The organism is Pseudactinotalea sp. Z1739 (assembly GCF_049725055.1).
Taxonomy (GTDB): domain Bacteria; phylum Actinomycetota; class Actinomycetes; order Actinomycetales; family Beutenbergiaceae; genus CALKWS01.
This window is the reverse complement of record NZ_JBMPQA010000004.1, coordinates 36,633-62,229: the sequence shown is the minus strand read 5'-3', so window position 1 is coordinate 62,229 and position 25,597 is coordinate 36,633. Positions and strand designations below refer to the sequence as shown.

The window sequence follows — 25,597 nt, the reverse complement described above, 5'->3', positions numbered from 1 at the left end:
GGGGGCCGGGGAGGGTCAGGCTTCCTGGACGTCGCGGCGACGGATGCCCACCAGCGACGCACCCGACAACGCCACCGCCACCAGGCTGAGCCAGCCCAGCGGCCGGCCGTCGAAGTCGAACGCGGGCTGTTCGGGCACGTGCTCGAACGGGGAGCCGTTCATCAGCCACTGCGGCAGGTCAAGGATGCCACCGAAGTAGGCCACCACCACCGCGAAGCCCACCAGCGCCCAGGACCACGCCGCGGCCCGCGGCGCCCACCCCAACAGCAGCGCACCAAGACCGATGGCGACGGCGACCGCCGGCAGGTAGGAGACCGCCGCGATGGTGCTGGTGCCCACCCAGGAGTAGTCCTCCATCGAGTACCCGGCACCCAGGCCGATGCTGAACCCCAGCACCGCCAGCAGCCACGCCCCGCCGAGCACCGCCAGGATCAGGTTGGCTCCGAGCCAGCGCCACCGCGGCAGTGGCGTGGTCAGCAACGGCCCGACCCGGCCGGCCGTCTCCTCACCGCGCAGCCGCAACACCACCTGCAACGGCGGGACCGCGCAGAGGATCGCGCCCACCAGGAGCACCATCGCGGCGAAGAGTTCCTCACCCGAGGCGTCGATGTCCGGCATGAACTCGGCCATGATCGGCAGGTCATCGAGGTAGGTCGAGGCCTCCGACAGCACCGGGCCGTACAGCAGTCCGAAGACGCCCAGGCCCACGGTCCAGCCGATCAGGGTGCCGCGGTTGGACCGCCACGCCAGCCCGAACGGACCGCGCAGCCCGGCCCCGGCGCGCGCCGGCCCGGGACGGCTTCCCAGTACGCCCGCGCCCACGTCACGGCGGCGGTTCAGCGCCACCGCCATGACGAGCAGGACGACGGCGGCTCCCACCGGGAGGAGCAGCGGCGCCCAGTCATCGGCGTAGTAGGGCTCGGTGGCCTGGGCCCAGCCCAGCGGGGAGAACCAGGAGAGCGTCTCGTTGCTCACATCGCCCAGGGCCCGCACCACGTAGGCCGCAGCCAGCACCAGCCCCGCGGCCGAGGACGCGGTGCGGGCGTTCTCCGTCACTTGCGCGGTCACGGCGGCGATCCCGGCGAAGACCAGGCCCACCGATCCCGCTGCGGCACCGAACACGAACGAGCCCGCCCAGGTCACCGTCTCGATCCCCAGCGATCCCAGGCCGAGCGCGAGCGCCAGGGCCAGCATCAGGTTCGTCCCGATCACCACGATCATCGCCGCCGCGGCGGGAGCGAAGCGGCCCACCGGGCCCGAGCGGACCAGTTCGAGCCGTTCGGACTCCTCCTCGGCGCGGGTGTGTCGTACCAGGGTGAAGATCGACATCAGCGCCACGATCGCGGAGATCAGCACCAGCAGGTTGTGGCCGGTGATGATGCCGTAGGTGTAGTCGCCGTCGCCGTACACTGCGCCGATCAGGGCGGTGGTGCCGGGATTGTCGATGGTCAGCAGCGCGCCGGCGCGGGCCTCGGCGTCGGGGTAGGAGGCCGGGAAACTCACGGCGGTGCCCACGGTGGCCAGCAGGATGCCGAGGATCCACATCGGAAGGCGCATTCGGTCACGGCGGAGCGCGAATCGCACCAGGGTTCCCAGGCCGCGCAGTTCCCCGGTGCGCGCCGGCGTCGGCGGGGCGGACGGGGCAGGACGGGTAGCGGTCGCGGCGCTCATCGGTCCGCAGCCTTGAGGTCGCCGGTGGTGCCGGTTCCCGCGCCGGTGCGTGCGGTTGCGGCGTCGTCTGCGGCCCCCTCGACGCCGGCCTCCGCGCTGCCGTAGTGGCGCATGAACAACTGCTCCAGAGTCGGGGGGTGCGCCTGCAGGGACCGGATCCCGGCGGCGTGCAGGTGTCCGATCACCTCATCGAGGTGCTCGGTGTCGACGTCCATACGCAACGCGCCCTCGTCGTCGTCGGCCAGGTCGTGCACGCCCGCCACCCCGCTGAGGTCCACCGGGCCTGCGGTGACCACATCAACGGTGGTGCGCATCAGGTGACGCATCTGCGCCAGGGATCCGGACTCCACGATCCGCCCGGAGCGGATGATGGAGATGTGCTCGCAGAGCTTCTCCACCTGGGCCAGGGTGTGGCTGGACAGCAGCACGGTCCGGCCCCTGGCGTTCTCCTCGGCGATGACCTCGGCGAAGACGGCCTCCATCAGCGGGTCCAGACCGGAGGTGGGCTCATCCAGCACCAGCAGTTCCACGTCGGCGGCCAGGGCGGCCACGATCGCGACCTTCTGCCGGTTGCCCTTGGAGTAGGTGCGGCCCTTCTTGGTGGGGTCCAGGTCGAAACGTTCGATCAGGTCATCGCGGCGGTGCCGGTCGGCCGTGCCGCGCAGGCGGGCGAACAGGTCGATCGCCTCTCCGCCGGTCAGGTTCGGCCACAGCGAGACATCGCCGGGCACGTAGGCCAACCGGTGATGCAGGGTCACCGCGTCGGACCAGGCGTCCCCGCCCAGCACCGTGGCGGTGCCGGAATCGGGGCGCAGCAGGCCCAGCAGGACCCGGATGGTGGTGGATTTGCCGGCGCCGTTGGGGCCGAGGAAGCCGTGCACCTGCCCGGGTTGGACGGTCAGGTCCACCCCGTCCAGGGCCCGGGTCGGGCCGAACGTCTTGACCAGGTTGCGGATCTCGATGGCTGGGTTCATCGGGGGTCTCCCGGGATCGATGGACGAAGGCGGCGGGGCGCTGGCCCCCGTGCAAGGCAAGCGCGATGCGACGAGAGCGCGCCAGCGGGTTGATCGCACGGTCAGTAGCCTAAACGGGCGTTCAGCGCACTGTCCAGGGTAATCCCGTCCATACGGGGACGCGCCCGTGGCAGGCTGGGCATTGGCCGTCCCAGCTGAACCGCAGGACGTTGCCAGGACGAGGAGCCGTCATGACTCAGACCACCGCCGTGCGTAGCGCCGCGTCCATCGCAGGCCCGGTGTTGCAGGCCGAGGGCCTGGTGCGCCGGTTCGGCGACCTCACCGCCGTGGACGGGGTGAGTTTCCACATCGACCCCGGGGAGACCTACGGGCTGCTCGGGCCCAACGGGGCCGGGAAGACCACTACGATCTCGATGGCCGCCGGGCTGATCCGCGCCGACGCCGGGCAGGTGCGCATCGCCGGGAAGGTGATGGGCCCGAACCGGGTGGCCCCCAAGGCCCACCTGGGCCTGGTGCCCCAGGACCTGGCCATCTACCCCGAACTCAACGCCCGGGAGAACCTGTCCTTCTTCGGCCGTCTGCAGGGCATGGGCGGCAAGGACCTGCGTGGACGGATCGATGAGGTGTTGGACCTGATCGGGCTGGCCGACCGCGCCAAAGAGGCCACCAAGAAGTTCTCCGGCGGGATGAAACGCCGCCTGAACATCGGCATCGGTCTGCTGCACCGGCCCTCGTTGTTGATCCTGGACGAACCGACGGTGGGGGTGGACCCGCAGTCGCGCAACGCGATCCTGGAATCGGTGGAGGCGCTGTCCACCGAGGGCATGGCGGTGCTCTACACCACCCACTACATGGAGGAGGCCGAGCGGCTGTGCGACCGGATCGCCATCATCGACGCCGGGAAGGTCCAGGCCGAGGGCACCCGAAGCGAACTGATCCGTCTCATCGGCGAACTCGACGAGATCCGGTTGGTCGGCACCGGCGCGGTGGCCGCCGCGGCTGAGCAGTTGCTCTCATTACCGGCCGTGGAGCAGGTGGTGGCCGACGGTCGCGACCTGGTCCTGCACGTGCGCGATGCCCCCACCGCGGTGGCCTCGGTGGTCACCGCCGCCGGCAGGGCCGGGATGGAACTGGACGATGTGGGAATCTCCCGGCCGAACCTGGAATCGGTGTTCCTGCACCTGACCGGCAAGGCGCTGCGGGACTGACATGAGCCAACTGCTCACTCTGGCGGCGGCGGATCTGCGCCAGCGCGTCCGGGACAAGTCGGTGCTCATCTTCGGCCTCGTGGTGCCGATCGCGTTGATGTTCGTGATGAACCTGGTCTTCTCCGGCGCCGAGGACATCGAGTTCGAGCCGACCGCCGTGGCGATCACGGCGGCCGCCGACGACGACCTGGCCCGGGCGGTGATCGCCACCCTGGGGCGGGTGGACGCCTTCGAGATCAATGTCGATGAGGTCGGTGCCGATCAGGTACGCCCGCTGGTGCGCGATGGCAGCGCGGACCTGGGCATCGTCGTCGACGGCGGCGACGCAGCCTCGGTGGCCGAGGGCGACCAGGCGACTGTGGAGGTGATCGAGGGCGAGGCCGCCGGACTGCAGACCAACATCGTCATCTCGGTGACCCAGGCGGTGGCCGAGCGGTTCACCTCGGTGACGACGGCCACCCGGGCCGGGGCCGAACTGGGCCTGTCGGATGAGGAGTTGGCGATGGTGGCCCAGTCGGTGGCCCAGGCGCCCGAAGCGGTCACCACCATCGAGGGACGCACCGCCAGTGAACAACTCGACGGTGGCGGCACCATGGTGGCGGGGCAGGCGGGGCTGTTCCTGCTGTTCACGGTGGGCTTCGGGGTGCTGTCACTGATCAACGAGCGCGAGCAGGGCACCCTGGTGCGGCTGCGGTCTATGCCGATGCGGCCCGGAGTGATCGTGGCGGGCAAGGCGATCTCGGCGTACGTGCTGGGCGTCGGGGCCACGGGGGTGCTCCTCACGGTGGGCGGGTGGATGTTCGATGTCTCCTTCGGCTCGGTCCCGCTGGTGGCCGTATTGGTGCTCGCGGTGGTGGCCGCGGCCACGTCGCTGATGTTCGTCGTCGCCCGGCTGGCCCGCACCGCAGAGCAAGCCGGCGTCACCCAGGCGATCCTCGCCGTCGTGCTCGGCATGTTCGGCGGCGCCTTCTTCCAGATCGCCTCGGGCGGGATCGCCGGCACATTGCTGGAACTGAACCCGATCGGGGCGTTCACGCGCGGGCTGGGGATCGTCGCCGGCGGCGGGCAGTTCTCTGATCTTGGCGTGCCGTTGGCCACCATGGTGGGCTTCGCCGTGATCGCCGCGGTTGCCTCGCGACTACTGCCGGACCGGGGGGCGGAACTGTGAGGGCCGTGCTGGCCATCGCCGGAACCGAACTGCGCCGCTTCGTGCGGGACCGGTCGAACATCTTCTTCATGCTGATCTTCCCGATGCTGCTGGTGTTCGTGCTCGGCCTGCAGTTCGGAGGCGGGGCCGACCAGGGCCGGGTGGTCATCACCGGCGCCGGCGGGGAGTTGCGCCAGGGGCTCGCCGAGGAGTTGGAGCGCACCGGCACCGAGGTCGACGGTGTCGCCGGCGCCGAGGAGATGCGCACCGAGGTGGCCCGAGAGCGAGCCGAGGTGGGCCTGTACATCGATGCGGAGGCGGAGAGCGACTACGCCTCGGGACAGCCCGGTCAGATCGAGATGATCGCTGCCTCCGGTGCCGGTGCCCCGATGGTGCAGCAACGGGTGCTCACCGCGCTGGGCACCCTGACCGGGCCGCGTGCGGAGGTGGCGGCCCTGACGCAGGCGGGCGTACCGCCGCAGGAGGCCGACGCGGCCCTGGTGGGGGCCCGGGAGGCGGTGGCGCCGGTGAGCCTGACCGTGACCGATGCCGGCGGCCAGACCAACGTCTTCGCCGGGCTGGGCCGGTTCGACCTGGAGGCGGGCAGCATGCTGCTGTTGTTCGTGTTCCTGTCCACCCTGTCCAGTGCCGTCACGCTCATCCAGTCCAGGCGCCTGGGAGTGCAGGCCCGGGTGGTGGTCTCCCCGGTCTCGGCCGGTGCGGCGATCGGTGGGCAGGTGCTGGGCCGGTGGGTGATCGCGTTCGTCCAGGGCGGCTACATCATGGTGGCGAGCATGGTGCTGTTCGACGTGGACTTCGGCAACCTCGCCGCGGCACTGGTGCTGGTGGCCGTGTTCGGGGCGGTGGCCACCGGGACGGCGATGCTGTTGGGGGCGCTGATCGACCACGAGGGCGCCGCCACCGGGGTCTCGGTGGGGTTGGGCCTGGTGCTGGCCGCGTTGGGTGGGTTGATGTTCCCCCTGGACCTGTTCCCGGAAACCCTGCGCACCGTGGCCCACGCCACCCCGCACGCCTGGGGGTATGAGGCCTTCGCCGAACTCCAGCGCCATGGGGGCGGGGTGGCCGACATCGCCCCGCAGCTCGGGGTGCTGGCCGCGATGGCGGCGGTGCTGATCGCCCTCGGCGCGGTGGCGCTGCGCCGGGCCGTCTCCCGGGCGATGTAGGCGCGCCACGCGTTGCCGACCCGGGACCGTTCCGGGCCTGACGGAGCCCGCGCTCGCGCCCGTGGCACAATCGCGAAGGATGCCCACCGACACCCCCGTTCCCGCCCGAACCGCCCGCCACCTGCGCGTGACCGCTCCCCGGCCACCCCGCCGCGGCCACCCGCCGATGGGCAGCTCCCCGGAGGCGCCGGACCGCATCGAGGTCACCGGCCGCTGGCTGGAGCGCGGCGGCCGTCCCTGGTTCCCCGTGACCGGGGAGGTGCACTATGCCCGCCTGCCCCGCGAGCGCTGGTCCCAGACCCTCGGGCACGCCCGGGCCGGGGGCCTGACCTCGGTGGCCTGCTACGTGCTGTGGCAGGCGCACGAACCCGATCCGGGCCGGTTCCGCTGGGACGGTAACCGGGACCTGCGCGCCTTCATCGACCTGGCCCGCCGGCACGGCCTCGAGGTGATCGTGCGGATGGGGCCCTGGGCCCACGGCGAGGCCCGGTACGGCGGGTTCCCGGACTGGCTCATCGCGCAGAACCTGCCCACCCGCACCAACGACCCCGCCTACCTCGAACTGGCGCGCCGGCTCTACGCCCAGGTCATTACCCAGCTCACCGGCCTCACCCACGCCGAGGGCGGACCCGTGGTGGGTGTGCAGATCGAGAACGAGCTCTACGACCAGCCCGAGCACCTGGCCACGCTGCGCAGGATCGCCGAAGACCTCGGTCTGCAGGTGCCGATCTGGACCGTGACCGGCTGGGGCGGAGCCGAGGTTCCCGGCACGCTGCTGCCGGTCTACAGCGCCTACGCCGACGGATTCTGGGCCGAGACCACCACGGAGTGGCCCCCCTTCGCCCAGCACCACTTCCGCTACGGGGAGGTGCGCGATGACCTCACCGTCGGTGCCGACCTGCGCGAGGCCCTCGACGGGATCACCGGTGCTGCGGCGGCACCGCGGACCGACGCGGCGGACCTGCCGTTCGCCACCTGTGAGCTCGGTGGCGGCATGCACGTGGCCTACCACCGCCGTCCCCTGGTCAGCGCCCAGGACGTCACCGCCCTGGCACTGGCCAAGATCGGCAGCGGTTCCATCTGGCAGGGCTACTACATGTACGCCGGGGGCACCCAGCGGGCGGGTGCTGCCGGCCCGGAGCAGGAGTCGCACGCCACCGGCTACCCCAATGACGTGCCGACCCGGAGCTACGACTTCAACGCCCCGATCGGTGAGCACGGCCAGATCAGGGCCCACCACCACACCCTGCGGCGCCAGCACCTGTGGCTGGCCACCGACGGGACGGCGCTGGCCACCATGACCACCAGCATCGGTGGCGGCAGCGAGGACCCGGAGGAGTTGCGCTGGGCGGTGCGTTCGGACGGCCGGCGCGGCTACCTGTTCTGCAGCACCTACCAGCCGCCGAAGCAGCCCATCGCCGCCCAGCCCGGCTTCCGGGTGAGCATCGAGTTCGACGACGACGTCGTCAACGTTCCCGCCGAGCCGGTCGACCTGCCGCGTGGCATCTCGGTGGCGTGGCCGGTGCGCTACCCCCTCACCGATCACCTCCGGTTGCGCAGCGCGACGGCGGAACTGCTCACCCGGATCAGCGACGACGCCGGTGAGGTGGTGGTCCTCAGTGCGACCGAGGGCGTGCCGGTCGAACTCGTCCTGGAACGGACCGGTGGCAGGGAGCAGGGAGCCGACGACGGCGACATCCCCGTGGGCGGCGCCGGGTCAGCGCGGCGGGAGGGTGCCGCGACCGTGGTCACGCTCGATGCCCCACCGGGTCCCGAGACGGTGGTGGACCTTCCCGGCATCCGGGTGGTGGTGCTGGATGAGCAGGCCGCGAACCGGCTGTACCGTCTGGATCTGGGCGGCCGGGACCGACTCGTGCTCGCCGACGTGCCGGTGTACGCCCTGGACGGGCAGTTGGTGGCCGACACCGAGGTGGACTCGGCGTCGATCTCGGTGCTGCCCGCCCCGGCGGCGTTGCAGGTCGCACCGGGCACGTGGGGGTCCGGCCCCACGGCACCCACCGGCGCCGCGACGCAGCCCGGCGTAACGGCACCGCCCGCTCTCCTGGCGCGCGACTCCGAGGCCGCGCACGGCTCGCTCTGGGCCACGTGGCGCCTGTCGACCCTCGCTGTGGGCACCCTTCGGATCGCCTCGGACCTGAGTCCGACCGCGCCCAGCCCGCCCGCGCCCCGGACCGGTGGGCCGATGAACCGGCTCAGCGCCCCGACCGACTTCTCCGGGGCCGCCGCCGTGCCCGTGCGGATCCCCGGCGACCTCCTGGAGGACGTCGACCGGGCGCTGCTGCGCGTGAACTGGACCGGTGACGTGGGCCGCGCGGTGATCGATGGCCAGGTGGTCAGCGACAACTTCTGGCACGGCAGGGTGTGGGACATCGACCTGACCGAGCACCGCGAGGTGGTGACGCGCCAGGGCCTGGAGTTGGAGCTCCTGCCCTGGCGCGCCGAGACCGGCGTGTGGGTGGATCCGGCGGTCCGCGATGTTGCCGACGGTATCTCGGTGACCTCGGTCGATCTGGTCCGCGTCGCCCGCGTCGCGCTGTCCCTCCCGGACTGATCGGCTCGAGCGAGGGCGAGGGCGAGGGCGACGGCGAGAGCGAGTATCGGGTGCCTCCCTACCCGGGGCCGACCTGTGTGCACCGGATGCTCACCGGTGGGCCACGACTCGGTCAACCTTTTCGGGAGATGATGAAGGCATGCGATTGATCCTCATCCGCCACGGCCAGACCCCCTCCAACGTGGCCGACCTGTTGGACACCGGGGAACCGGGTGCCGACCTGACCGAACTGGGCCGCAAGCAGGCTGCCGCGGTGCCGCGCAGCCTGGTCGATGAGGACATCGACGTCGTCTACGCCTCCACCCTGGTGCGCACCCAGCAGACGGCGGAGCCGTTGCTGGCCCAGCGCGACGCGGAATTCCGGGTGCACGAGGGGCTGCGGGAGATCAGTGCCGGTGAGTTCGAGATGCGTGGGGACCACGAGGCGATCCGGGCCTACCTGGGCACCATCTTCGGCTGGGCCGATGACCCGACCCTGACCGTGCCCGGCGGAGAGAGCGGGGAGGAGGTCTGGGACCGCTATGACCAGGTGTTCGCCGAAGCCGCGGCCGATGGGGTGCGGACCGCGGTGATGTTCACCCACGGGGCGATCATGCGCTCCTGGTCCGCGGCCCGGGCGGCCAACATCAGCGGCGAGTACGCCACGCACAACCCGATCAGCAACACCGGCGCGATCGTGCTGGAGGGCAGCGTGGACCAGGGCTGGTGGGCCCACTACTGGGAGAACCTGGCCCTGGGCGGGGACCGCGTCAGTGCCCCGGCCGGCGACGGCCCGGCCGGCCGGGAGGCGCCCGAGGATGCCGTCGAGGGGAAGGCCTGAGCTTTCTGGCACCGGGCCGGCGGGCACCGGCTACCCTGTTCGCGCAGCAGCCGTTCCAGACCAACACCCAGGAGTTTCCCGATGACGGGCACCCACATTGCCGCACCGTTCACACCGGCTGACCGGGTGCGGCGGATCAAGGAGTCCCCCAGCACCGCCGCTGCTGCGCGAGTACGGGAACTGAAGGCTGCCGGGAACCGGATCTTCGACTTCACCGTCGGCCAGCCGGACTTCGACACACCCCAGCACATCAAGGACGCCGCCACTCGCGCAATGCACGCGGGCGACACCAGGTACACCTCGGTCAATGGCACGGTCGAACTGCGGGCTGCGATTCGGGAGCGGATGGAGCGCACCTCAGGCATCTCCTACCCCGATGGCTCCATCACCGTGGGCGGAGGGGCCAAGCAGGTCATCTACCTGGCGTTCAGCGCCACCCTCGATGCCGGTGACGAGGTCATCATCCCGACCCCCTACTGGGTCTCCTACCCGGACATGGTCGGCGCCAACGACGGTACTCCCGTCATCGTGCAGACCCAGGCGCAGGACCGGTACAAGATCACGCCGGCACAACTACGGGAGGCGATCACCCCGCGCACCCGCTGGTTGATCCTGAACAGTCCCAGCAACCCGACAGGCGTGGCCTACACGCGAGCCGAACTGCACGCCCTGGCCGCAGTCCTGCAGGAGGCGCCCCACGTCTGGGTGCTGAGCGATGAGATCTACGATGACATCACCTTCACCGACCAGCCCCTGCTCGGGCTGGCCGCGGCCGCACCCTCGATCCGGTCCCGGGTCCTGACCGTCAACGGCGTGTCGAAAAGCTACGCGATGACGGGGTGGCGCCTGGGGTACGCCGTTGGCGACCCTGCCCTCATCGGGGCGATCAACCTGCTGCAATCCCAGACGTCGACGTGCCCGTCCTCGATCTCCCAGGCCGGTGCCGTGGCGGCATTGACCGGGGATCAGTCCTTCGTCGCCGAGACCGTCCGCGCCTACCGTCAGCGCCGCGACCGCGCCCTGGAACTCATCGCCGATGTCGACGGATTGAACCCGATCGAGCCGGACGGAGCGTTCTACCTGTTCCTGGACTGCGAGGGCCTGCTCGGGCGGCGCACGCCGCAGGGTGCGGAACTGACCGATGATCAAGAGGTGACCCTGTACCTGCTGGAGGAGGCAGGCGTGGCGGTGATCCAGGGTTCAGCCTTCGGCGCCGAGCCGTTCTTCCGGATGTCCTATGCCACCGACCTGGACACCATCGAGGACGGTATCGCGGCGATCGCTGCGGCGGTGGCACGGCTGCAGTGAGCGGGGGGACGCGCCCGCAGTAGGCGCCGGTGGTCGGTGGCGCGACTGATGACGCCGAGTGGTCAGGTTGCGGTGAGAACCTGCACCCGTGCCTCGGCGAACGCTTGCGACAGTGGCGGCTGCAACGGTCGATCGGTCACGAGCACGTCCACCTGGTCCAGCTCGCCCAGGAGCACCGGCGCGGCGGCATCGAACTTGGAATGGTCGGCCAGCAGCACTACCCGGCCGGCCGCCTGCATCAGTGCCTGTTTGGTGGGGCGCTCCTGGTCGGTGGCAACGTACATCCCCGACCTGCGCAGCGCCGCGACGCCGATGAACAGCACATCGGCGTGCAGGTTCGCCAGGGCTGCCACCGTCTGCCCGCCGACAAATGCCTGACTGTCCACCAGGAGTTCACCGCCCAGTCCGATCACCCGGAGGTGCGGGAAGTTGAGCATGTGCTGCAGCACCGGCACCGAGTGGCTGATCACGCACCCGGAGAACGTGGGGGGTAGGGCCGCGGCGAGTTCGAACGCGGTCGTCCCGGCATCGAAGGCGATCGTGGCGCCGGGCTTGATCAGCCCCAGGGCTGCCTGTGCCATTCGCTGCTTGGCTGCCCGCTGATGAGCTCCCCGGCTGGTGAAGTCTGGGGTGCGCAGGGTCGCGTGCAGCAGGCTGGCGCCACCGTGGACCACCCGCAGTTCCCCTGCTGCGGCCAGTTTGCGCAGGTCTCGTCGCACGGTCATGTCGGAGACTCCGAGCAGGTCGACCAGGTCGGTCACCTTCTGGAAGCCGTGCACGCTGAGGAGTTCCATGATGCGGGCGCGACGCTCGGCCCCGGGCAGGCTCCTGGCCGTGGTCGGTTCGGTCATGTGGCATCACTCCTTGACAGACATCATGCCGGTTCGCAAAGATGGACGTGTTGATTATTCAACACTCGCGTGTTGAGTTTGCCTCATTCAATGGTGAGGAGTGGGCATGGATGCTGGGAACACCGCAGACATCGTCTGTGTCGGGGTGCTCACCTACGACGCCATCGCGGTGGTCGAGCAGTTCCCTGCACCCGATTCGCGGCAGGTCGCCCAGGATGTGGTCTTCGCCGGCGGAGGTCCGGCGGCGACGGCGGCGGTCGCCGCCCGGCGGCTGGGCTCGAGCGTCGCGATGATCGGCACCGTCGGTGACGACACCGAGGGCCGGCAGATCCTGTCCGACCTGCAGGACGAAGGTGTCGACGTCCGTGGTGTGCAGATCACCCCCGGTGTCCGCTCGGCGGCCAGTGTGGTGCTGGTGGACCCGGTCCGGCACACCCGGGCGATCGTGAACCGACCGGCCACCCGCCCGCGCATCGGCGAGGCTGCCGCGGAACTGCTGGACGGCGCCATCTGGATCCACGTCGACCAGATGGGCTGGGCGCCGGTGCGCCGCTACCTGCAGGAACTGCCGGCAGAGCAGCACCCGCGCCTGTCGGTCGATGGTGGCAACCCGATCGAGGACTTCGACCCCACCGGAGTGGACCTGTACGCCCCCACCCTGGAGGCACTGCGCCGCCAGTACCGCGGCGCACCGGCCCCGGAGTTGCTGCAACGCACCCTCGACGACGGTGCCCGCAGCGTCGTCGCCACCGACGGTGCCCGCGGATGCGTAGGGCTCGACGCCGACGGCAACCTGGTGCACGCCCCCGCCCATCCAGCCCCGCTGGTGAGCACGTTGGGCGCCGGGGACGTGTTCCACGGCGCGCTGGTCTCCGCGCTGCACCGCGGACTGCCCCGGCCCGATGCCATGGCCTATGCCAACATCGCTGCCGCCCTGTCCTGCGCAGCGGTGGATGGCCGCAGCGCCATCCCCACCCACCACGACGTGCTGGCGGCACTCGCCTCCCGCACCACCACCGTGCCTGAGGAGGCCCCCGCTGATGGCTGAGCCGACGACCGCCCCACCCCACTTGAGCGACCTGCAACGACCCTCCGGTGCTTTCGCGATGCTGGCCGTTGACCAGCGCGAGGCGCTGCGGGGCATGTTCGCCGAACACACCCGGGGCCCGGTCAGCGACCAGGACGTGACCGACTTCAAGATCGCCGCCGCCAGAATCCTCTCCCCGCACGCCTCGGCGGTGCTGATCGACCGTCAGTTCGGCTGGGAGCCGATCGTGCAGGCCGGAGTGGTCGATGAGCGGTGCGCCCTGATCGCGGCGGCGGATCACTTCGAGAGCGCCCATGGCGAACTGGTCGGGAACGTCACGATCGACTACCAGGTGGATCCGGTGCGGGTGCGCGACCAGGGCGCTCGGGCGATGAAACTGTTGGTGATCTACCGGCCCGACACCGAGCCCCGGGAACGGATCGCGATGGTGGAGGAGTTCATCGGCCGTTGCCACGACGCCGGTCTGCTCAGCATCATCGAACCGCTTTCCCGCGCACCGGTCTCGGGTAGCACCTGGGACTGGGACGCCGGGGTGCTCGCCGCGGCGCGCGAACTGGGTTCGCTCGGCGCGGACCTGTACAAGGGTGAGGTGCCCCTGCACGGTCAGGGCGCACCCGAGGAGATCCGCCGCCGGTGCGCCGAGATCACGGCCGCGGTCGACTCGCCCTGGGTGGTGCTGTCCAGCGGGGTCCCCGAGGACGCGTTCCCCACCGCGGTTCGGTTGGCGTGCACCGAAGGGGCCTCGGGCTTCCTCGCGGGACGGGCGGTGTGGGCCTCCAGCATCGCAACACCCGACGTCGAAGCGGACCTGCGGACGGCGGCCGTCGCCCGGCTGCAGCACCTGGGCGAGATCGTCGACGACGTGGTCGGGGAGGCAGCATGAAGGTCGCCATGATCCCGACGGCGAGGCCGACGTTCGCCGTCGACGTCGCCCAGCAGCGGGCCGATCAGGCCCGGGCGCTGCTGACCGAACTCGGTGCGCAGGTGCGCGGGCCCCGGGAGTTGGTGATGACGCCCGAGGACATCGGGGCCGCCGCCGGGCATCTCCAGGGCGCGGACCTGGTGATCAACGTCTGTGCGTCCTTCTCCGACGCCAACCCGGCACTGCAGCTCTATGCCGACCAGCAGGTACCCGTGCTGCTGTGGGCCTTCCGGGAACCCGGCCCTGTCGGCGACCGGTTGTGGCTGAACTCGCTCTGCGGTGCCAACCTGTTCGGCCACGCGCTGGCCCGCTCCGGGGGGCAGGTCCGACTCCTCTACGGTGATCCCGAGGAGGACCAGGTCCGCCGTGCCCTGCAGGCGGCACTCACCGGTGACCTCCCGCCCGCACCGGCTCTGCCGAGCGCGGCCGGTGAACGCGCCGATACCGAGGCGGTGCGCACCGCTCTGGCGTCCCTGCACGGGCGCAGTATCGGCGTGATCGGCGATCCGCCACCGGGTTTCACACCCAGTGAGTACGACCCGGACTTGCTGACCCAGGTATTCGGGCTGCGGGTGCAGCAGTTGAGTATCGACGAGGCCTTCGCCCGGGTCGAGGCGGTCGGGTCGGAAGCGCAGCACGAGGAGTTCCGTGCGGCCGTCGCAGCCCAGCCCAGCCTGGATGACCTGGACCCGACCGAGGTGAGCAAGCACGCCGCCATCACGGTGGCGCTGCGGGAATGGTCCGGCACACACGACCTCGCTTCGGTCGCGGTGCGCTGTTGGCCGGAGTTCCCCACCCGCGTCGGGGTGTGCCCGTGCTCATCACTGTCCCGCCTGGCCGGCGAAGGCGTACCCACCCAGTGTGAACGGGATGTCTACGGCGCGGCCACCATGTTGACGTTGCAGGCCCTCGGGGCGGGGATGAGTTACTTGGTGGACACCGTGGACCTGGACACCGGACGCAACGTGGTGCGGTTCTGGCATTGCGGCTCGGCGGCCACCACTTTGGCTGCCGACCCTGCCAACGCCGTCCAGTCGGTGCACTGCAACCGCAAGATCGGCGTGGCCGGCAACTTCCCCCTGCGCACCGGGCCGGTGATCATGGCCCGGTTCACCGAAGACCTCGCCGGCGAGGGCTTGCGCCTACTGATCGGCAGCGGGCAGTCACTGCCCGGGCCGAACCGGTTCCAGGGCAACACCGCCGATGTCCGCCTGGACACCGATGCCAGTGAATTCGTGCACGGGCTCGTCACCGGCGGTTTCCCCCACCACACGGTCCTTGCCTGGACCGACGTTCGGCCGCAACTACGTGCTGCTGCCGATCTCCTCAATATCCCCGTCATCGAATGGTGAGAAACCAACAGTTCGAAGGAGAACGACATGAACACCAACCAGAACCGGCCCCTCTCCCGTGCGGCACTGTCCCGGCGCCGCGCCCTGCAACTCTTCGGCGCCACCGGCTCCGCGGCATTCCTGGCCGCCTGTGCCGGGCCCGGCTCCGGTGGCGGGGATGGTGGCACCTCGGAGGAGAACGGCGGGGCCTTCGAAGGTGAGGTGGACGGCTCCATCTCCTTCGCGCACTGGCGCGCTGAGGACCAGGCGATCCTGGCCGAACTCATCGAGGAGTTCATTGCCGAGCACGAGGGGGTCAGTATCTCCCAGGACATCTCGCCCTCCAACGACTACCAGTCCAACGCCCTGCAGCAGATCCGCACCGGCAACATCGGTGACCTGTTCGTGGCCTTCCGGGGCGCCCAGTTCGAGGACATGGTCGACGCAGGGCTCTACACCGACCTGAGTGGTACCGGCGTGCCGGACCTGTACAACGCCAGCCTGATCGACTCGGGCGCGCGCGACGGGGTCCAGTACGGCCTGCCCTACCAATTGGTGTTCAACCAGCCGATCACGAACCTGGACCTGCTCGAGCAGGCCGGGATCACCGAACCCCCCGGTGACTGGGAGGGGTGGCTGGCCATGTGTGAGGCGATCATGTCCCTGGACAAGGTCCCGATGGCCTGGTCGGGTGGCGAGATCGGCAACGCCGGGCACCTGTTCAACGCGATGGTGATGAACAACGCGCCCAGTGATGACATGTGCGTCAAGATCGAGACCGGGGAGTACAAGGTCACCGACGACTGGTTCCTGCACACCCTGAGCCAGTACGAGGAGTTGCGCCCGTACTTCCAGGCGAACTCCACGGGCACCGCGGTGGAACCGGTCCAGCAGATGTTCGCCCAGGGTGACGCGGCGTTGTTGATGACCGGCTCGTTCCACATGGCAGCTGTGCGCGAACTGGGGGCGGAGTTCCCCTTCGGCATGGCCGCACCTGTCACCGTGTCGGCCGAGGAGCGCAAGTACGAGGGGGTGCACAACGCCACCTTCGTGCTCGGGGTCAACTCCGCCTCGGACAACCAGGCCACGGCGTTGGAGTTCCTGCGGTTCCTGAGCGAGTCGGGGCCCGCGAGCACCTACGCGAACGGCACCTCCCAGCACCTGACGGTGTCCGACGTCGACTACGACAACGAGGACCTGGACGCCACCACGGACTGGCTGGACAAGGAGACCATGCTGGCCGCTCGTTTCCAGTTCAACGACCTGGATATCCGCAACGCCGCCGAGCAGGCCTGCATCGACGTCGTCGGCGGTACCTCGGTGGACGAGGCCGCGGAACAGGCCCAGGAAATCATCGACCAGCGCATCAACCGCTGACCCATGACCATCAGGTCCCGCCGACGGCTCTACCCGACTATCGGCGCGACCCGGTCGGCGAACCTGCTGAGGAACACATGACAGGGACATCCGCGGAACCGGTTCGGCGGGCACGCCCGCCGGTTCCGCCGAACCCGGCACTGCCTCCGGCGCGCAGGAAGCGTGGTGGGCCCACGCGGGTGCATCCGGCGCTGTACGTGTTTCCCATCCCGGCCCTGGTCATCTACATCATCTTCTTCGCTATCCCGGCGTTACAGGCCGTGCAGTACTCGGTGACCGATTGGGACGGGTTCAGCGCCGAGTACGAGAGCGTGGGGTTGGGCAACTTCCGCAACCTGTTCACCAACGACTCGTTGTTCATGAACGCGTTGTCGAACAACCTCAAGTTCATGTTGGTCGTGGTGGTCTTCCAGACCTTGCTGGCGCTGATGCTGGCGATCTTCCTGGTGCGCAACTCCACCGGCTCCACACTGCTGCGGGGGCTGTTCTTCTTCCCCACGATCCTGTCCTCGGTCTCGGTGGCCTACATCTGGAAGTTCATCTATGACCCGAACTACGGCCTGGGCAATTCTGTGCTGGAGGCCGTGGGGTTGGGCGAGTACACCAGCGCCTATCTGGGAAACAACGAGCAGGCGATCTATTGGGTGGCGATCACCCAGGTCTGGTTCCACGCCGGGCAGATGATGGTGATCTTCATCGCCGGGCTGCAAGGGGTGCCGGCGGAGTTGTACGAGGCCGCCGAGATCGACGGTGCCGGGAAGTGGAAGCAGTTCACCAAGATCACCTGGCCGATGATCGCCCCGGCCACGGCGATCGTGGTGGCTTACACCACCATCCAGTCCTTCAAGGCCTTCGACCTGATCCTCGGACTCGGCGGGCTCCCGCCGCGACGCAGCCTCGACATCTTGTCCACCCGGATCTACTCCACCTTCGCCAACACCGAGTTCGGGTACGCCGCCGCCCAGTCGTTGATCTTCATGGCCTTCATCGCCGCGATCGTCATCGCCCAGCGCCGCCTGCTGAAACTCACGCAGAAGGAGGCCTGAGGACCATGCGTTACACGATCACGCGGACCACCATCCTCACCGTCTACGCGGCGCTGATTCTCGTGCCGATCACCGTGGTCATCTTCGGTAGTTTCAAGACCACCCCGGAACTGTTCGCCTCTCCCTTCGGGCTGCCGTCGTCGGTGTCGCTGCAGAACTACGACATCGTCTTCAACCAGCAGAGTCTCGACCAGGCGTTCCTGAACAGCGTGATGGTCACGAGTGCCTCGGTGTTCCTGACCTTGCTGCTGGGCAGCCTGGCCGCCTATGCCACCGCCCGCATTCCCGGGTGGAAGGGCTGGCTCATCTTCGGGTTCCTGGTGCTGGGCATGTCCATCCCACCGCAGGCGAACATGATTCCCCAGTACGCGCTGTTCGACCAGCTCGGGTTACTCGACAACCGCCTCGGACTGGTGCTGATCAATATCGCCGTGGGCCTGCCGGTGGCGGTGTTCATCCTCGGTGGCTTCATGCGCACCCTGCCCCGGGAGGCCTATGAGGCCAGCGCCGTGGACGGCGCCGGCCCAATGCGGACCTACTGGTCGGTCGTGCTGCCGATGTCGATGCCCTCGGTAGCGGCGACCGCGATCTTCCTGTTCGTGATCCAGTGGAACGACCTGCTGTATCCGCTGCTGTTCATCAATACCGATTCGAAGAAGACCATCCCCCTGGCACTGTTGAACTTCCAGGGGGAGTTCCTCACCGACTACCCCCTGCTGTTCACCGGTGTGGTGATCGCCTCGGTGCCGATCACGTTGACCTACATCTTCCTGCAGCGCTACTTCGTGGCCGGTATCACCGCGGGGGCGGTGAAGGGATGACAGCCCTGCCCGCGCCCGGTGGTGTACCGGTCCGCTGCACCGAGACGATCCCACCCGATGAGGAGAACCGATGACCACGTCCGATGCCCCTACCGTCGCGATGCTGATCGATGGCGACTGGGTGGGATCGTCCACCACCCGCCCGGTGCACAATCCCGCCGATGGTGCTGTGATCGCTCACCTGGCCTGGGCCGGTGCCGAGCAGGCCGTGGCCGCTGCCGACGCGGCCCGGCGGGCACTGGCGCAGTGGGGCGGCCGGCCGGCCCGGGAGCGTGCCGACATCCTGATGCAGGCGGTGACAGTGCTGAGGCGGCGGCACCAGGAGATCGCGACGCTCCTGGCCCGGGAGACCGGTAAGCGCCTGCCCGAGGCAGTGGCGGAGGTGAACCTGTCGATGGAGTATCTGCGCTGGTTCGCCGAGGAAGCACGCCGCCCAGCCGGTGAGGTCCTCACCCCCGAAGCGTCCGGACGTGAGCAACTCACCCTCCGTGAACCGGCCGGGGTGGTGGTCAGCCTGTCGCCCTGGAACTTCCCCTGCTCGATCCAGGCCCGCAAACTCGCCCCGGCGCTCGCAGCCGGGTGCACCGTGGTGGCGAGGGTGTCGGAGAAGGCACCACTGGCGGTGACGGAAATGATCCGCTGCCTGGCCGAGGCCGGATTCCCGGCGGGAGTGATCAACCTGGTGCACGGACCGCCGCAAGAGGTGACCGAGGCGTTGCTCGAGCACCCCAGCACGCGGGTCGTCAGTTTCACCGGCTCCACCGTCGTCGGGCGTCAGATCATGGCCAAGGCCGCCGAGCGGGTCGTGCACCCGCTGCTGGAACTGGGCGGAAACGGGGCGTTCATCGTCTTCGACGACGCCGACGTGGACCTGGCAGTAGAAGGTGCCCTGGTGGCGAAGTTCCGCAACAACGGACAGTCCTGCGTAGCGGCGAACCGCTTCTTCGTCCAGGCCGGGGTCTACGGGGAGTTCACCCGCCGCCTCGCCGAGAAGATCCAGGACATGACTATCGGGGACCCGACGAGCGAACCGATGCCCGACTTGGGGCCGCTGATCGATGAGGATCGGCGCGCCGCGGTGGAGGCGATGGTCGAGGAGGCCCTGAGCGCGGGAGCGCACGTGGTCAACACCCCACGCGCGACCGTGCCGGAAGGACCCTACGTCGCTCCGGCGCTCCTGGCCGAGGTGCCCGGGCATTGTGCGATCGCGACCGAGGAGATCTTCGGTCCGGTCGCCGGCGTCTTCCGGTTCGACACCGAAGAAGAGGTGGTCGAACGGGCGAACAGCACCGAGATGGGTCTGGCGAGTTTCGTGTTCACCACCGATGCCTCCCGGTGCTGGCGGATGGCTCGGAGCCTGCAGGTCGGGATCCTCGGGATCAATGATCCGGTGCCGGCCGCGGCTTACGCCCCGATGGGCGGGGTGAAGCAGTCCGGTCTGGGCCGGGAGGGCTCACGCCTGGGCCTGGAAGAGTTTCAGAGTGTGCGCTACCTCGCCTGGCGCTAGCGCTCCATGACCGACCGCCACAAGCAGTTCCAGTACACCGAGACCCAGCACTCCGAGAGGCAGACCGTGGAGCATTCCGGACCCGCGCAGCGAACGATCCGCTACGGCATCATCGGCGCGGGGCAGATGGCGCGTGAGCACGTGCGCAACCTCGCGCTCATCCCGGGGAGTGTGGTGACCGCACTGTCCGACCCCAACGCTGAATCGCTCGAGGCGACCCACGCCGAGGTGATGGGCCTGCCGAACGCCCCGCACGACGTCATCCGCTACCACCAGCCCGGGGATCTGCTGTCCTCGGGCCTGGTGGATGCCCTGGTCATCGCCAGCCCGAACGACACCCACGCGGCCATCCTCACGCAGATCTTCTCCCACCCCCACCCCTACCCGGTGCTCGTGGAGAAACCGGTGTGCACCACGATGGCCGATACTCACCTGTTGGAGGAGGCAGCGGCTGCGCACCCGGCGCCCATCTGGGTGGCGATGGAGTATCGCTACATGCCCCCGGTGCAGCAGATACTGCAGCGGTTGCGCGGCGGTGATCTGGGGCGGTTGCGGATGCTGTCGATCCGTGAGCACCGGTTCCCCTTCCTGGACAAGGTCGATGACTGGAACCGGTTCTCCGAACGAACCGGGGGGACGCTCGTGGAGAAGTGCTGCCACTTCTTCGACCTGATGCGGCTGCTCACCGCCGATGAGCCGATCCGGGTCTATGCCTCCGGAGGGTCGGATGTGAATCACGCCGATGAGTCCTATGACGGGCGGCGCCCGGACATCCTCGACAACGCGTTCGTCGTCGTGGACTTCGCCGCCGGTGTGCGCGCCATGTTGGACCTGTGCATGTTCGCCGAGGGCTCAGCCTTCCAGGAGCACATCTCGTTGGTGGGGGATGTGGCCAAGGCCGAGTGCTTCGTGCCGGTCGATGCCGATCACTGGCCCGCCGGTCAACTACGCGAGGCCGAGGTGGAGTTCAGCCCGCGCGCACCGCAGGGTCCGGTGCGCAGTTCGGTCCCGGTTGATCCTGCGGTGCTCGCTGCCGGTGCCCACCACGGGTCGACCTACTTCCAGCACCTGGGCTTCCGACGGGCCGTGCTTGATGGCGCACCGGTCGAGGTGACGCTGCGCGATGGCGTGCAAGCGGTCCGCATCGGGTTGGCCGCCGAGGAGTCGGTGCAGACCGGACGGGCCGTGACGCTGTGAACCGCGTGCTTGCCGGCACGACCCCGAACAGAGGACGAGGAGTAGAACGATGGACCTGGCACGTATTCCGCGCCGGCGTTACACCGCCGGACACACCCCGATCGAGTTCCTGGCGAACCTGAGCAGGGAACTGGGTGGACCACGGATTCACATCAAGCGCGACGACCTCCTCGGGTTGACGGCCGGGGGAAACAAGACCCGCAAACTCGAGTTCCTCATGGCGGATGCGATCAACAGCGGAGCCGACACGATCGTCACCACCGGGGCGGTGCAGTCCAACCATTGCCGGCTGACGCTGTCTGCTGCTGTACGGGAAGGAATGTCCTGCTATCTGGTGCTGGAGGAGCGTGTCCCCGGTTCGTACCACGAGGAGGCGCTGGGCAACCACTTCCTGTTCCGGCTGCTCGGCGTGGACGGCACCGAGGTGGTGCCGGCAGGCACCGACCTGCAGGGGGCGATGGAGCAGATGGCCGAGGACCTGCGTGGCCGGGGCCGTCAGCCCTACATCATCCCCGGTGGCGGCTCGAATGATCTCGGGGCGCTGGGCTACGCCGCCTGCGCTGCTGAGATCCAGGCGCAGGCCTTCGACGCCGGCCCCTCCTTTGACCACATCGTGTGTGCCAGTGGATCCGGGGGCACCCACGCCGGGCTTCTCGCCGGCCAGCAGGCGCTGTCCTCGCGGATCCCGGTGACGGGCATCAGCGTCCGCGCGGACAAGGCCGGCCAGGAAGCAAAGATCCGGAACCTGGCGAACGCTGCGCTGGGCCGCCTGGGCCTCGACCCGGTGGTGACCGAGGAGGCCGTGCAGGTGGTGGATGACTACGTGGGGCCGGGCTACTCCCTTCCCACCGATGAGATGACCGCTGCCATTCAACTCTTCGCGCGCACCGAGGGGATTCTCCTCGACCCCGTGTACACCGGCAAGACCGCGGCAGGGCTGATCGGCCTGATCCGCCAGGGGCGTTTCGCCTCTGACGAGGACGTGCTGTTCCTTCATACCGGTGGCGCTCCGGCGCTGTATGCCTACCCGGACGCGGCACTGAAGGACGTTGATGCCTGAGCGTCCCCTCCTGGGCATCCTGGGTGGCATGGGGCCGGCAGCCACGGCTGCCTTCTACACCCAGTTGGTTACGCGCACACCGGCGACGCGCGATCAGGACCATCTGCGGGTGGTGATGTGGGCGGATCCGACCGTGCCGGACCGCACCGCTGCCCTGACCGGTGCGGGGCCGAGCGTGGTGCCCTGGTTGGAGCGGGGCGTACGCGCGCTGCAGGCCAGTGGGGCTGACGTGATCGTGTCCCCGTGCAATACCGCCCACGTGTGGTTGGGTCCGGTCGCCCGGGAGCAGGGGGTGGAACTGCTCAGCATCGTGGACGCGACCATCGAGCGGGCACTCGAGGTGGGTGGCAGCGATGCCGCGGTCGAGGCAGGTCTGATCGAGGCTGGCCCGATCGGGGTCCTGGCGACGTCGGCCACCCTTGGCTCGGGCCTGTACCAGCAGGCCCTGGCAGAACGCGACCGGGCGGCGCTCCTGCCCGAACCGCCGGACCAGGAACGCCTGATCGAGGCGATCTACCAGGTGAAGGTCGGCACCACTGCGGCACTCGGGCGGGCCGCGGCAGCGCTCGCGGTGGTGTGCGACCAGTTGGTGGCGTCCGGGGCAATGACCATCATCTCCGCGTGCACGGAATTGTCGTTGGTGCTGCCCGGGCACCGCGCGGTGCCGATCATCGACTCCACCGCTGCCCTGGTGCAGTCGGTGCTGCTCAGGTTCTATCAGTCCGGGACGCCCGGGTCCGGGGCGTCCGGTCCCGGTACGCCCGGACCACCGAGTTGAGGTCGATGAGGGCTGCGAACCCCGCTCTCACCTCCGGCCTGACCGCACTCGCCCGCGCCTGGCCGGCCGCCCTGGCGGGGTTGGTGTCCGTGCTTGCCGGGATCGCGGTGCCGTTGCTCAGCCCGTTGATCATTGCACTGGTCCTCGGTGCGGTCCTGGCCAACACCGCGGCGATCCGAACGGCACTGATCGCCCAGTCGACGAAGGGCGCCAAGACGCTGCTGCGGTTGGGCGTGGTGCTGCTGGGCACCCGCCTCTCGGTCGACGCGATCATGCTGCTCGGGCTGCCTGGGCTCGCGGTCATCCTGATCACGGTGGTGATCGTGTTCATGGCGACCGGAGTGATCGGGGACCGGTTGGGCTTGGACCGAGGGCTGGTGACGCTCATCGCCAGCGGCTTCTCGATCTGTGGAGCCGCCGCAATTGCTGCGGTGGAGAGCGGGATCCGGCGCCGCGACGAGGATGTCGGTATCGCACTGGCGATGGTGACTCTCTTCGGCTCGGTGATGATCCTGGTTGTCCCGGCCGCTGGTGCCGGATTGGGCCTTCCGCCGGAGCTGATCGGCGTGTGGGCCGGGGCGAGTATCCACGAAGTCGCGCAAGTGGTGGCCGCCGCCTCACTGGTGGGCACCACGGCGGTGACGACGGCCACGGCGGTCAAACTCGGTCGGGTCGCGCTGCTGGCCTTTGCGGTCGGGGCAGCGCGGTGGCGCGATCGCCGCGGGCCCGGCGCCGCCGGGACTGGTTCAGGCGGCGCCCCGCCCTTGGTGCCGTGGTTCCTCGTCGGTTTCGTCATCGCCGCAGTTCTCGCTGGGCTGGGGGTAATCCCGGAGGGTGCGATACCGCTGGTGAACCACGCCGGTACGCTGCTCCTGGCGGCGGGGATGTTCGGCCTGGGCCTGGGGATCCAGTTCCGCAACTTGTTCCCGATGCCGTGGCATGTGGTGCTGTTGAGTGCCGTATCCACCGCGATTGCTGCGCTGGTTCCACTGGCGCTGGTGAGCTTGCTGTGGTGACCCGGCTCCTTGGGGTGGCTCCTACCCCTCCTGCCGGTCCTGAACCCAGTCCCGCACCCCCACGCCGGCGGAAACGATGACGATGATCGCGATCGAGGCGAATGCGAGCAGGATCGCCGGCGTCCAGCCCCAGACCGCCTGGGCGGCGAAGAAGATCGCGGTGTTCAACGCGATGCCCACGGCGGTGCCGATGCGTTGCCCGGTCTGCATCACACCCCCGGCCGAGCCGGCGTAGGACAGCGGCACCTCCCGCAGGGACAGCGTCTGGTTCGGGCTCACCACGTTGCCCTGACCGAACCCGATGAACGCCATGCTCAGCAGCAACCACCAGATGCTGATCCCGAGCCGCTCGTGCAGCACCAGCACCATCCCGCTGCCGGCCACCCCCACCAGGAGCATCCCGATCCCGAACAACACGATGATCCGGCCCACCCGCACCACGTACCGCCCGGCAATCGCAGCGGCGATGGCGGAGGTGATCGCCGAGGGCAGCCCCACCAGGCCGGCTTCCAGCGCGGAGTAGCCCTGGCCCAGTTGCAGGTACAGGGCCACCACCACCCACACGCTGGTCATCCCGGTGAAGTACAACCCGATCAGCAGGGCACCGTTGGCGAAGGTGCGGATCCGGAACAGCGCCACGTCCACCATCGGGGAACGTCCGCGGTCCTTGTACCGGCGTTCCCACCGCAGCCACAGAAAGACCAGTATGGCCGCCAGGCCGAGCAGCGACCAGATCCAGCCGCCGGCCCCGGCCTGCAGGAACGGCAGCATGATCGCCAGCGTGGCACCGGTCAACAGAACCAGGCCCACCGGATCCAGGTCGGGGCGCTTGCCTTCCACGCTGCCGCCCAGGGCTTCGGGCAGGGCACGCCAGGCGGAGGAGGGGAGCCAGATGAAGGCGGTGATGACCCCGATCGCGGCGATCGGCACGTTGATCAGGAACGCCGCACGCCACCCCCAGTCCGGGCCCAGCAGCGCGATCAGGCCGCCGCCCAGTATCGGACCGATGGCCACGGAGACCCCCACGATGGAGCCGAACAACCCGAAGGCCCGTCCGCGTTGCTCACCCTGGAAGAACTGTTGCACCAGGCCCACGGTCTGGGGGTTGAGGAACCCGGAGCCGAAGCCCATGAACACCCGGGCGATGTTCAGCACCATCTCGTTGGGTGCCAGGCTGGCAGCCAACGAGGCCAGCCCGAACAGGACGAGACCGGCGAGGAACAGCCGGGCCCGGCCGTACAGGTCCCCGGCGCGTCCGGCCGGAACCAGGAACACTCCGAAGGCGAGGGTGTAACCGGTCAGGACCCACTGCAAACCGGTGTTACTGGCGCCGATCGAGATCTGGATCGACGGCAGCACCACGTTGACGATGGAGACGCTCAGCAGCGACATGAACAGCGGCACCAGCACCACCGCCAGCAGTTGCCGCTGGTCCCTGCTCAATCGCGCTTCGGCGTTGCTGTCCTCGCCGCTGCCGCTCTCGCCCATTCACGCCCTTCCACGCGCCGCCAACCCCCTACTATGCACCGGTGGCTGACGCAGGGCCCGACGACGGAGGCCTTGGCGAGCAGGCGCGTCCTACCTGCGCTCGGGGCTTCAGCGGCGGTGGCCTTCACTGTTCCGCACCTTGCTCTGCGGTGGTGGCCCGCGGGGCCCACCGCAGCACCCGGGCGCTCGATCCTCCCGAACCGGTCCCGAAAAATACGCGGTGCTTGGACCGCGGCGTACTGAGAGAATGGTCAGTAGCCCCGAGTATTGA

The 25,597-nt window shown here is 69.2% G+C and carries 21 protein-coding genes; 17 read left to right on the top strand and 4 right to left on the bottom strand.

Features of this window, described 5'->3' with window-relative positions; all coding sequences use genetic code 11:
• Window positions 1-15: 15 nt before the first annotated feature.
• Together ACO0LV_RS06460 and ACO0LV_RS06455 are read right to left on the bottom strand one after the other, a co-directional pair.
• Complete coding sequence (locus tag ACO0LV_RS06460; protein WP_424787057.1) at window positions 16-1,671, bottom strand: ABC transporter permease; 1,656 nt, start codon at window positions 1,669-1,671, stop codon at window positions 16-18.
• On the bottom strand, window positions 1,668-2,645 hold the full coding sequence (locus tag ACO0LV_RS06455) for an ATP-binding cassette domain-containing protein (protein WP_424787056.1): 978 nt from the start codon (window positions 2,643-2,645) through the stop codon (window positions 1,668-1,670). Before ACO0LV_RS06455 ends, ACO0LV_RS06460 begins: the two co-directional genes overlap by 4 nt.
• A gap of 230 nt (window positions 2,646-2,875) precedes the next feature.
• Between ACO0LV_RS06455 and ACO0LV_RS06450 the strand changes: the two genes are divergently transcribed.
• From ACO0LV_RS06450 to ACO0LV_RS06425, 6 genes are all read left to right on the top strand, one after another.
• The gene (locus ACO0LV_RS06450) at window positions 2,876-3,853 is read left to right on the top strand and encodes an ABC transporter ATP-binding protein (RefSeq protein ID WP_424787055.1); all 978 of its coding nucleotides are present in this window, start codon (window positions 2,876-2,878) and stop codon (window positions 3,851-3,853) included.
• 1 nt (window position 3,854) lies between these two features.
• Window positions 3,855-5,021: an ABC transporter permease gene (locus ACO0LV_RS06445; protein WP_424787054.1), complete on the top strand. Its 1,167-nt coding sequence runs from the start codon at window positions 3,855-3,857 to the stop codon at window positions 5,019-5,021.
• On the top strand, window positions 5,018-6,184 hold the full coding sequence (locus tag ACO0LV_RS06440; protein WP_424787053.1) for an ABC transporter permease: 1,167 nt from the start codon (window positions 5,018-5,020) through the stop codon (window positions 6,182-6,184). Before ACO0LV_RS06445 ends, ACO0LV_RS06440 begins: the two co-directional genes overlap by 4 nt.
• A gap of 79 nt (window positions 6,185-6,263) precedes the next feature.
• Complete coding sequence (locus ACO0LV_RS06435) at window positions 6,264-8,756, top strand: beta-galactosidase (RefSeq protein WP_424787052.1); 2,493 nt, start codon at window positions 6,264-6,266, stop codon at window positions 8,754-8,756.
• Window positions 8,757-8,895: 139 nt separating this feature from the next.
• Complete coding sequence (locus tag ACO0LV_RS06430; RefSeq protein ID WP_424787051.1) at window positions 8,896-9,576, top strand: histidine phosphatase family protein; 681 nt, start codon at window positions 8,896-8,898, stop codon at window positions 9,574-9,576.
• Between the two features lie 81 nt (window positions 9,577-9,657).
• A complete protein-coding gene (locus ACO0LV_RS06425) occupies window positions 9,658-10,884 on the top strand; it encodes an aspartate transaminase (RefSeq protein WP_424787050.1) in 1,227 nt (408 codons plus the stop codon).
• A gap of 62 nt (window positions 10,885-10,946) precedes the next feature.
• Here ACO0LV_RS06425 and ACO0LV_RS06420 read toward each other — a convergent pair whose 3' ends face one another.
• A complete protein-coding gene (locus tag ACO0LV_RS06420; RefSeq protein ID WP_424787049.1) occupies window positions 10,947-11,735 on the bottom strand; it encodes a DeoR/GlpR family DNA-binding transcription regulator in 789 nt (262 codons plus the stop codon).
• A gap of 106 nt (window positions 11,736-11,841) precedes the next feature.
• Here ACO0LV_RS06420 and ACO0LV_RS06415 point away from each other — a divergent pair, with 106 nt between their 5' ends.
• From ACO0LV_RS06415 to ACO0LV_RS06365, 11 genes are all read left to right on the top strand, one after another.
• Window positions 11,842-12,783: a PfkB family carbohydrate kinase gene (locus tag ACO0LV_RS06415; protein ID WP_424787048.1), complete on the top strand. Its 942-nt coding sequence runs from the start codon at window positions 11,842-11,844 to the stop codon at window positions 12,781-12,783.
• Window positions 12,776-13,666 (top strand): aldolase, encoded by an 891-nt coding sequence (locus ACO0LV_RS06410; protein ID WP_424787047.1) that lies wholly within the window; start codon window positions 12,776-12,778, stop codon window positions 13,664-13,666. The genes ACO0LV_RS06415 and ACO0LV_RS06410 overlap by 8 nt, the downstream gene beginning before the upstream one ends.
• The gene (locus ACO0LV_RS06405; protein WP_424787046.1) at window positions 13,663-15,057 is read left to right on the top strand and encodes a hypothetical protein; all 1,395 of its coding nucleotides are present in this window, start codon (window positions 13,663-13,665) and stop codon (window positions 15,055-15,057) included. The genes ACO0LV_RS06410 and ACO0LV_RS06405 overlap by 4 nt, the downstream gene beginning before the upstream one ends.
• A 27-nt stretch (window positions 15,058-15,084) precedes the next feature.
• Window positions 15,085-16,413 carry an ABC transporter substrate-binding protein gene (locus ACO0LV_RS06400; RefSeq protein WP_424787045.1) on the top strand — a complete coding sequence of 443 codons (1,329 nt, stop codon included), beginning with the start codon at window positions 15,085-15,087 and terminating at the stop codon, window positions 16,411-16,413.
• Window positions 16,414-16,592: 179 nt separating this feature from the next.
• Window positions 16,593-17,459: a carbohydrate ABC transporter permease gene (locus ACO0LV_RS06395; RefSeq protein ID WP_424787044.1), complete on the top strand. Its 867-nt coding sequence runs from the start codon at window positions 16,593-16,595 to the stop codon at window positions 17,457-17,459.
• Window positions 17,460-17,464: 5 nt separating this feature from the next.
• Entirely contained in the window at window positions 17,465-18,280 is an 816-nt protein-coding gene (locus ACO0LV_RS06390) for a carbohydrate ABC transporter permease (protein ID WP_424787043.1), read from the top strand.
• Between the two features lie 70 nt (window positions 18,281-18,350).
• Entirely contained in the window at window positions 18,351-19,787 is a 1,437-nt protein-coding gene (locus tag ACO0LV_RS06385; RefSeq protein ID WP_424787042.1) for an NAD-dependent succinate-semialdehyde dehydrogenase, read from the top strand.
• 6 nt (window positions 19,788-19,793) lie between these two features.
• Window positions 19,794-20,984 (top strand): Gfo/Idh/MocA family protein, encoded by a 1,191-nt coding sequence (locus tag ACO0LV_RS06380; RefSeq protein ID WP_424787041.1) that lies wholly within the window; start codon window positions 19,794-19,796, stop codon window positions 20,982-20,984.
• A 49-nt stretch (window positions 20,985-21,033) separates the two neighbouring features.
• Window positions 21,034-22,044, top strand: coding sequence for a D-cysteine desulfhydrase (locus ACO0LV_RS06375; protein ID WP_424787040.1), 1,011 nt, complete (start codon window positions 21,034-21,036; stop codon window positions 22,042-22,044).
• Entirely contained in the window at window positions 22,037-22,822 is a 786-nt protein-coding gene (locus ACO0LV_RS06370; RefSeq protein WP_424787039.1) for an aspartate/glutamate racemase family protein, read from the top strand. Before ACO0LV_RS06375 ends, ACO0LV_RS06370 begins: the two co-directional genes overlap by 8 nt.
• 5 nt (window positions 22,823-22,827) lie before the next feature.
• Entirely contained in the window at window positions 22,828-23,838 is a 1,011-nt protein-coding gene (locus ACO0LV_RS06365) for a YeiH family protein (protein ID WP_424787038.1), read from the top strand.
• A 21-nt stretch (window positions 23,839-23,859) separates the two neighbouring features.
• On the opposite strand, the gene ACO0LV_RS06360 is transcribed toward ACO0LV_RS06365, so the two are convergent.
• Window positions 23,860-25,326, bottom strand: a complete 1,467-nt coding sequence (locus ACO0LV_RS06360; RefSeq protein WP_424787037.1) for an MFS transporter — start codon at window positions 25,324-25,326, stop codon at window positions 23,860-23,862.
• Window positions 25,327-25,597: the final 271 nt, after the last annotated feature.

Bases quoted from the DNA above. Each gene is read 5' to 3' on its own strand.
- ACO0LV_RS06435 (WP_424787052.1), top strand. From the start codon at position 6,264: ATGCCCACCGACACCCCCGTTCCCGCCCGAACCGCCCGCCACCTGCGC.
- ACO0LV_RS06455 (WP_424787056.1), bottom strand. From the start codon at position 2,645: ATGAACCCAGCCATCGAGATCCGCAACCTGGTCAAGACGTTCGGCCCG.
- ACO0LV_RS06445 (WP_424787054.1), top strand. From the start codon at position 3,855: ATGAGCCAACTGCTCACTCTGGCGGCGGCGGATCTGCGCCAGCGCGTC.
- ACO0LV_RS06405 (WP_424787046.1), top strand. From the start codon at position 13,663: ATGAAGGTCGCCATGATCCCGACGGCGAGGCCGACGTTCGCCGTCGAC.
- ACO0LV_RS06410 (WP_424787047.1), top strand. From the start codon at position 12,776: ATGGCTGAGCCGACGACCGCCCCACCCCACTTGAGCGACCTGCAACGA.
- ACO0LV_RS06430 (WP_424787051.1), top strand. From the start codon at position 8,896: ATGCGATTGATCCTCATCCGCCACGGCCAGACCCCCTCCAACGTGGCC.
- ACO0LV_RS06460 (WP_424787057.1), bottom strand. From the start codon at position 1,671: ATGAGCGCCGCGACCGCTACCCGTCCTGCCCCGTCCGCCCCGCCGACG.
- ACO0LV_RS06415 (WP_424787048.1), top strand. From the start codon at position 11,842: ATGGATGCTGGGAACACCGCAGACATCGTCTGTGTCGGGGTGCTCACC.
- ACO0LV_RS06450 (WP_424787055.1), top strand. From the start codon at position 2,876: ATGACTCAGACCACCGCCGTGCGTAGCGCCGCGTCCATCGCAGGCCCG.
- ACO0LV_RS06375 (WP_424787040.1), top strand. From the start codon at position 21,034: ATGGACCTGGCACGTATTCCGCGCCGGCGTTACACCGCCGGACACACC.
- ACO0LV_RS06420 (WP_424787049.1), bottom strand. From the start codon at position 11,735: ATGACCGAACCGACCACGGCCAGGAGCCTGCCCGGGGCCGAGCGTCGC.
- ACO0LV_RS06400 (WP_424787045.1), top strand. From the start codon at position 15,085: ATGAACACCAACCAGAACCGGCCCCTCTCCCGTGCGGCACTGTCCCGG.
- ACO0LV_RS06380 (WP_424787041.1), top strand. From the start codon at position 19,794: ATGACCGACCGCCACAAGCAGTTCCAGTACACCGAGACCCAGCACTCC.
- ACO0LV_RS06425 (WP_424787050.1), top strand. From the start codon at position 9,658: ATGACGGGCACCCACATTGCCGCACCGTTCACACCGGCTGACCGGGTG.
- ACO0LV_RS06360 (WP_424787037.1), bottom strand. From the start codon at position 25,326: ATGGGCGAGAGCGGCAGCGGCGAGGACAGCAACGCCGAAGCGCGATTG.
- ACO0LV_RS06385 (WP_424787042.1), top strand. From the start codon at position 18,351: ATGACCACGTCCGATGCCCCTACCGTCGCGATGCTGATCGATGGCGAC.
- ACO0LV_RS06365 (WP_424787038.1), top strand. From the start codon at position 22,828: ATGAGGGCTGCGAACCCCGCTCTCACCTCCGGCCTGACCGCACTCGCC.
- ACO0LV_RS06370 (WP_424787039.1), top strand. From the start codon at position 22,037: ATGCCTGAGCGTCCCCTCCTGGGCATCCTGGGTGGCATGGGGCCGGCA.
- ACO0LV_RS06390 (WP_424787043.1), top strand. From the start codon at position 17,465: ATGCGTTACACGATCACGCGGACCACCATCCTCACCGTCTACGCGGCG.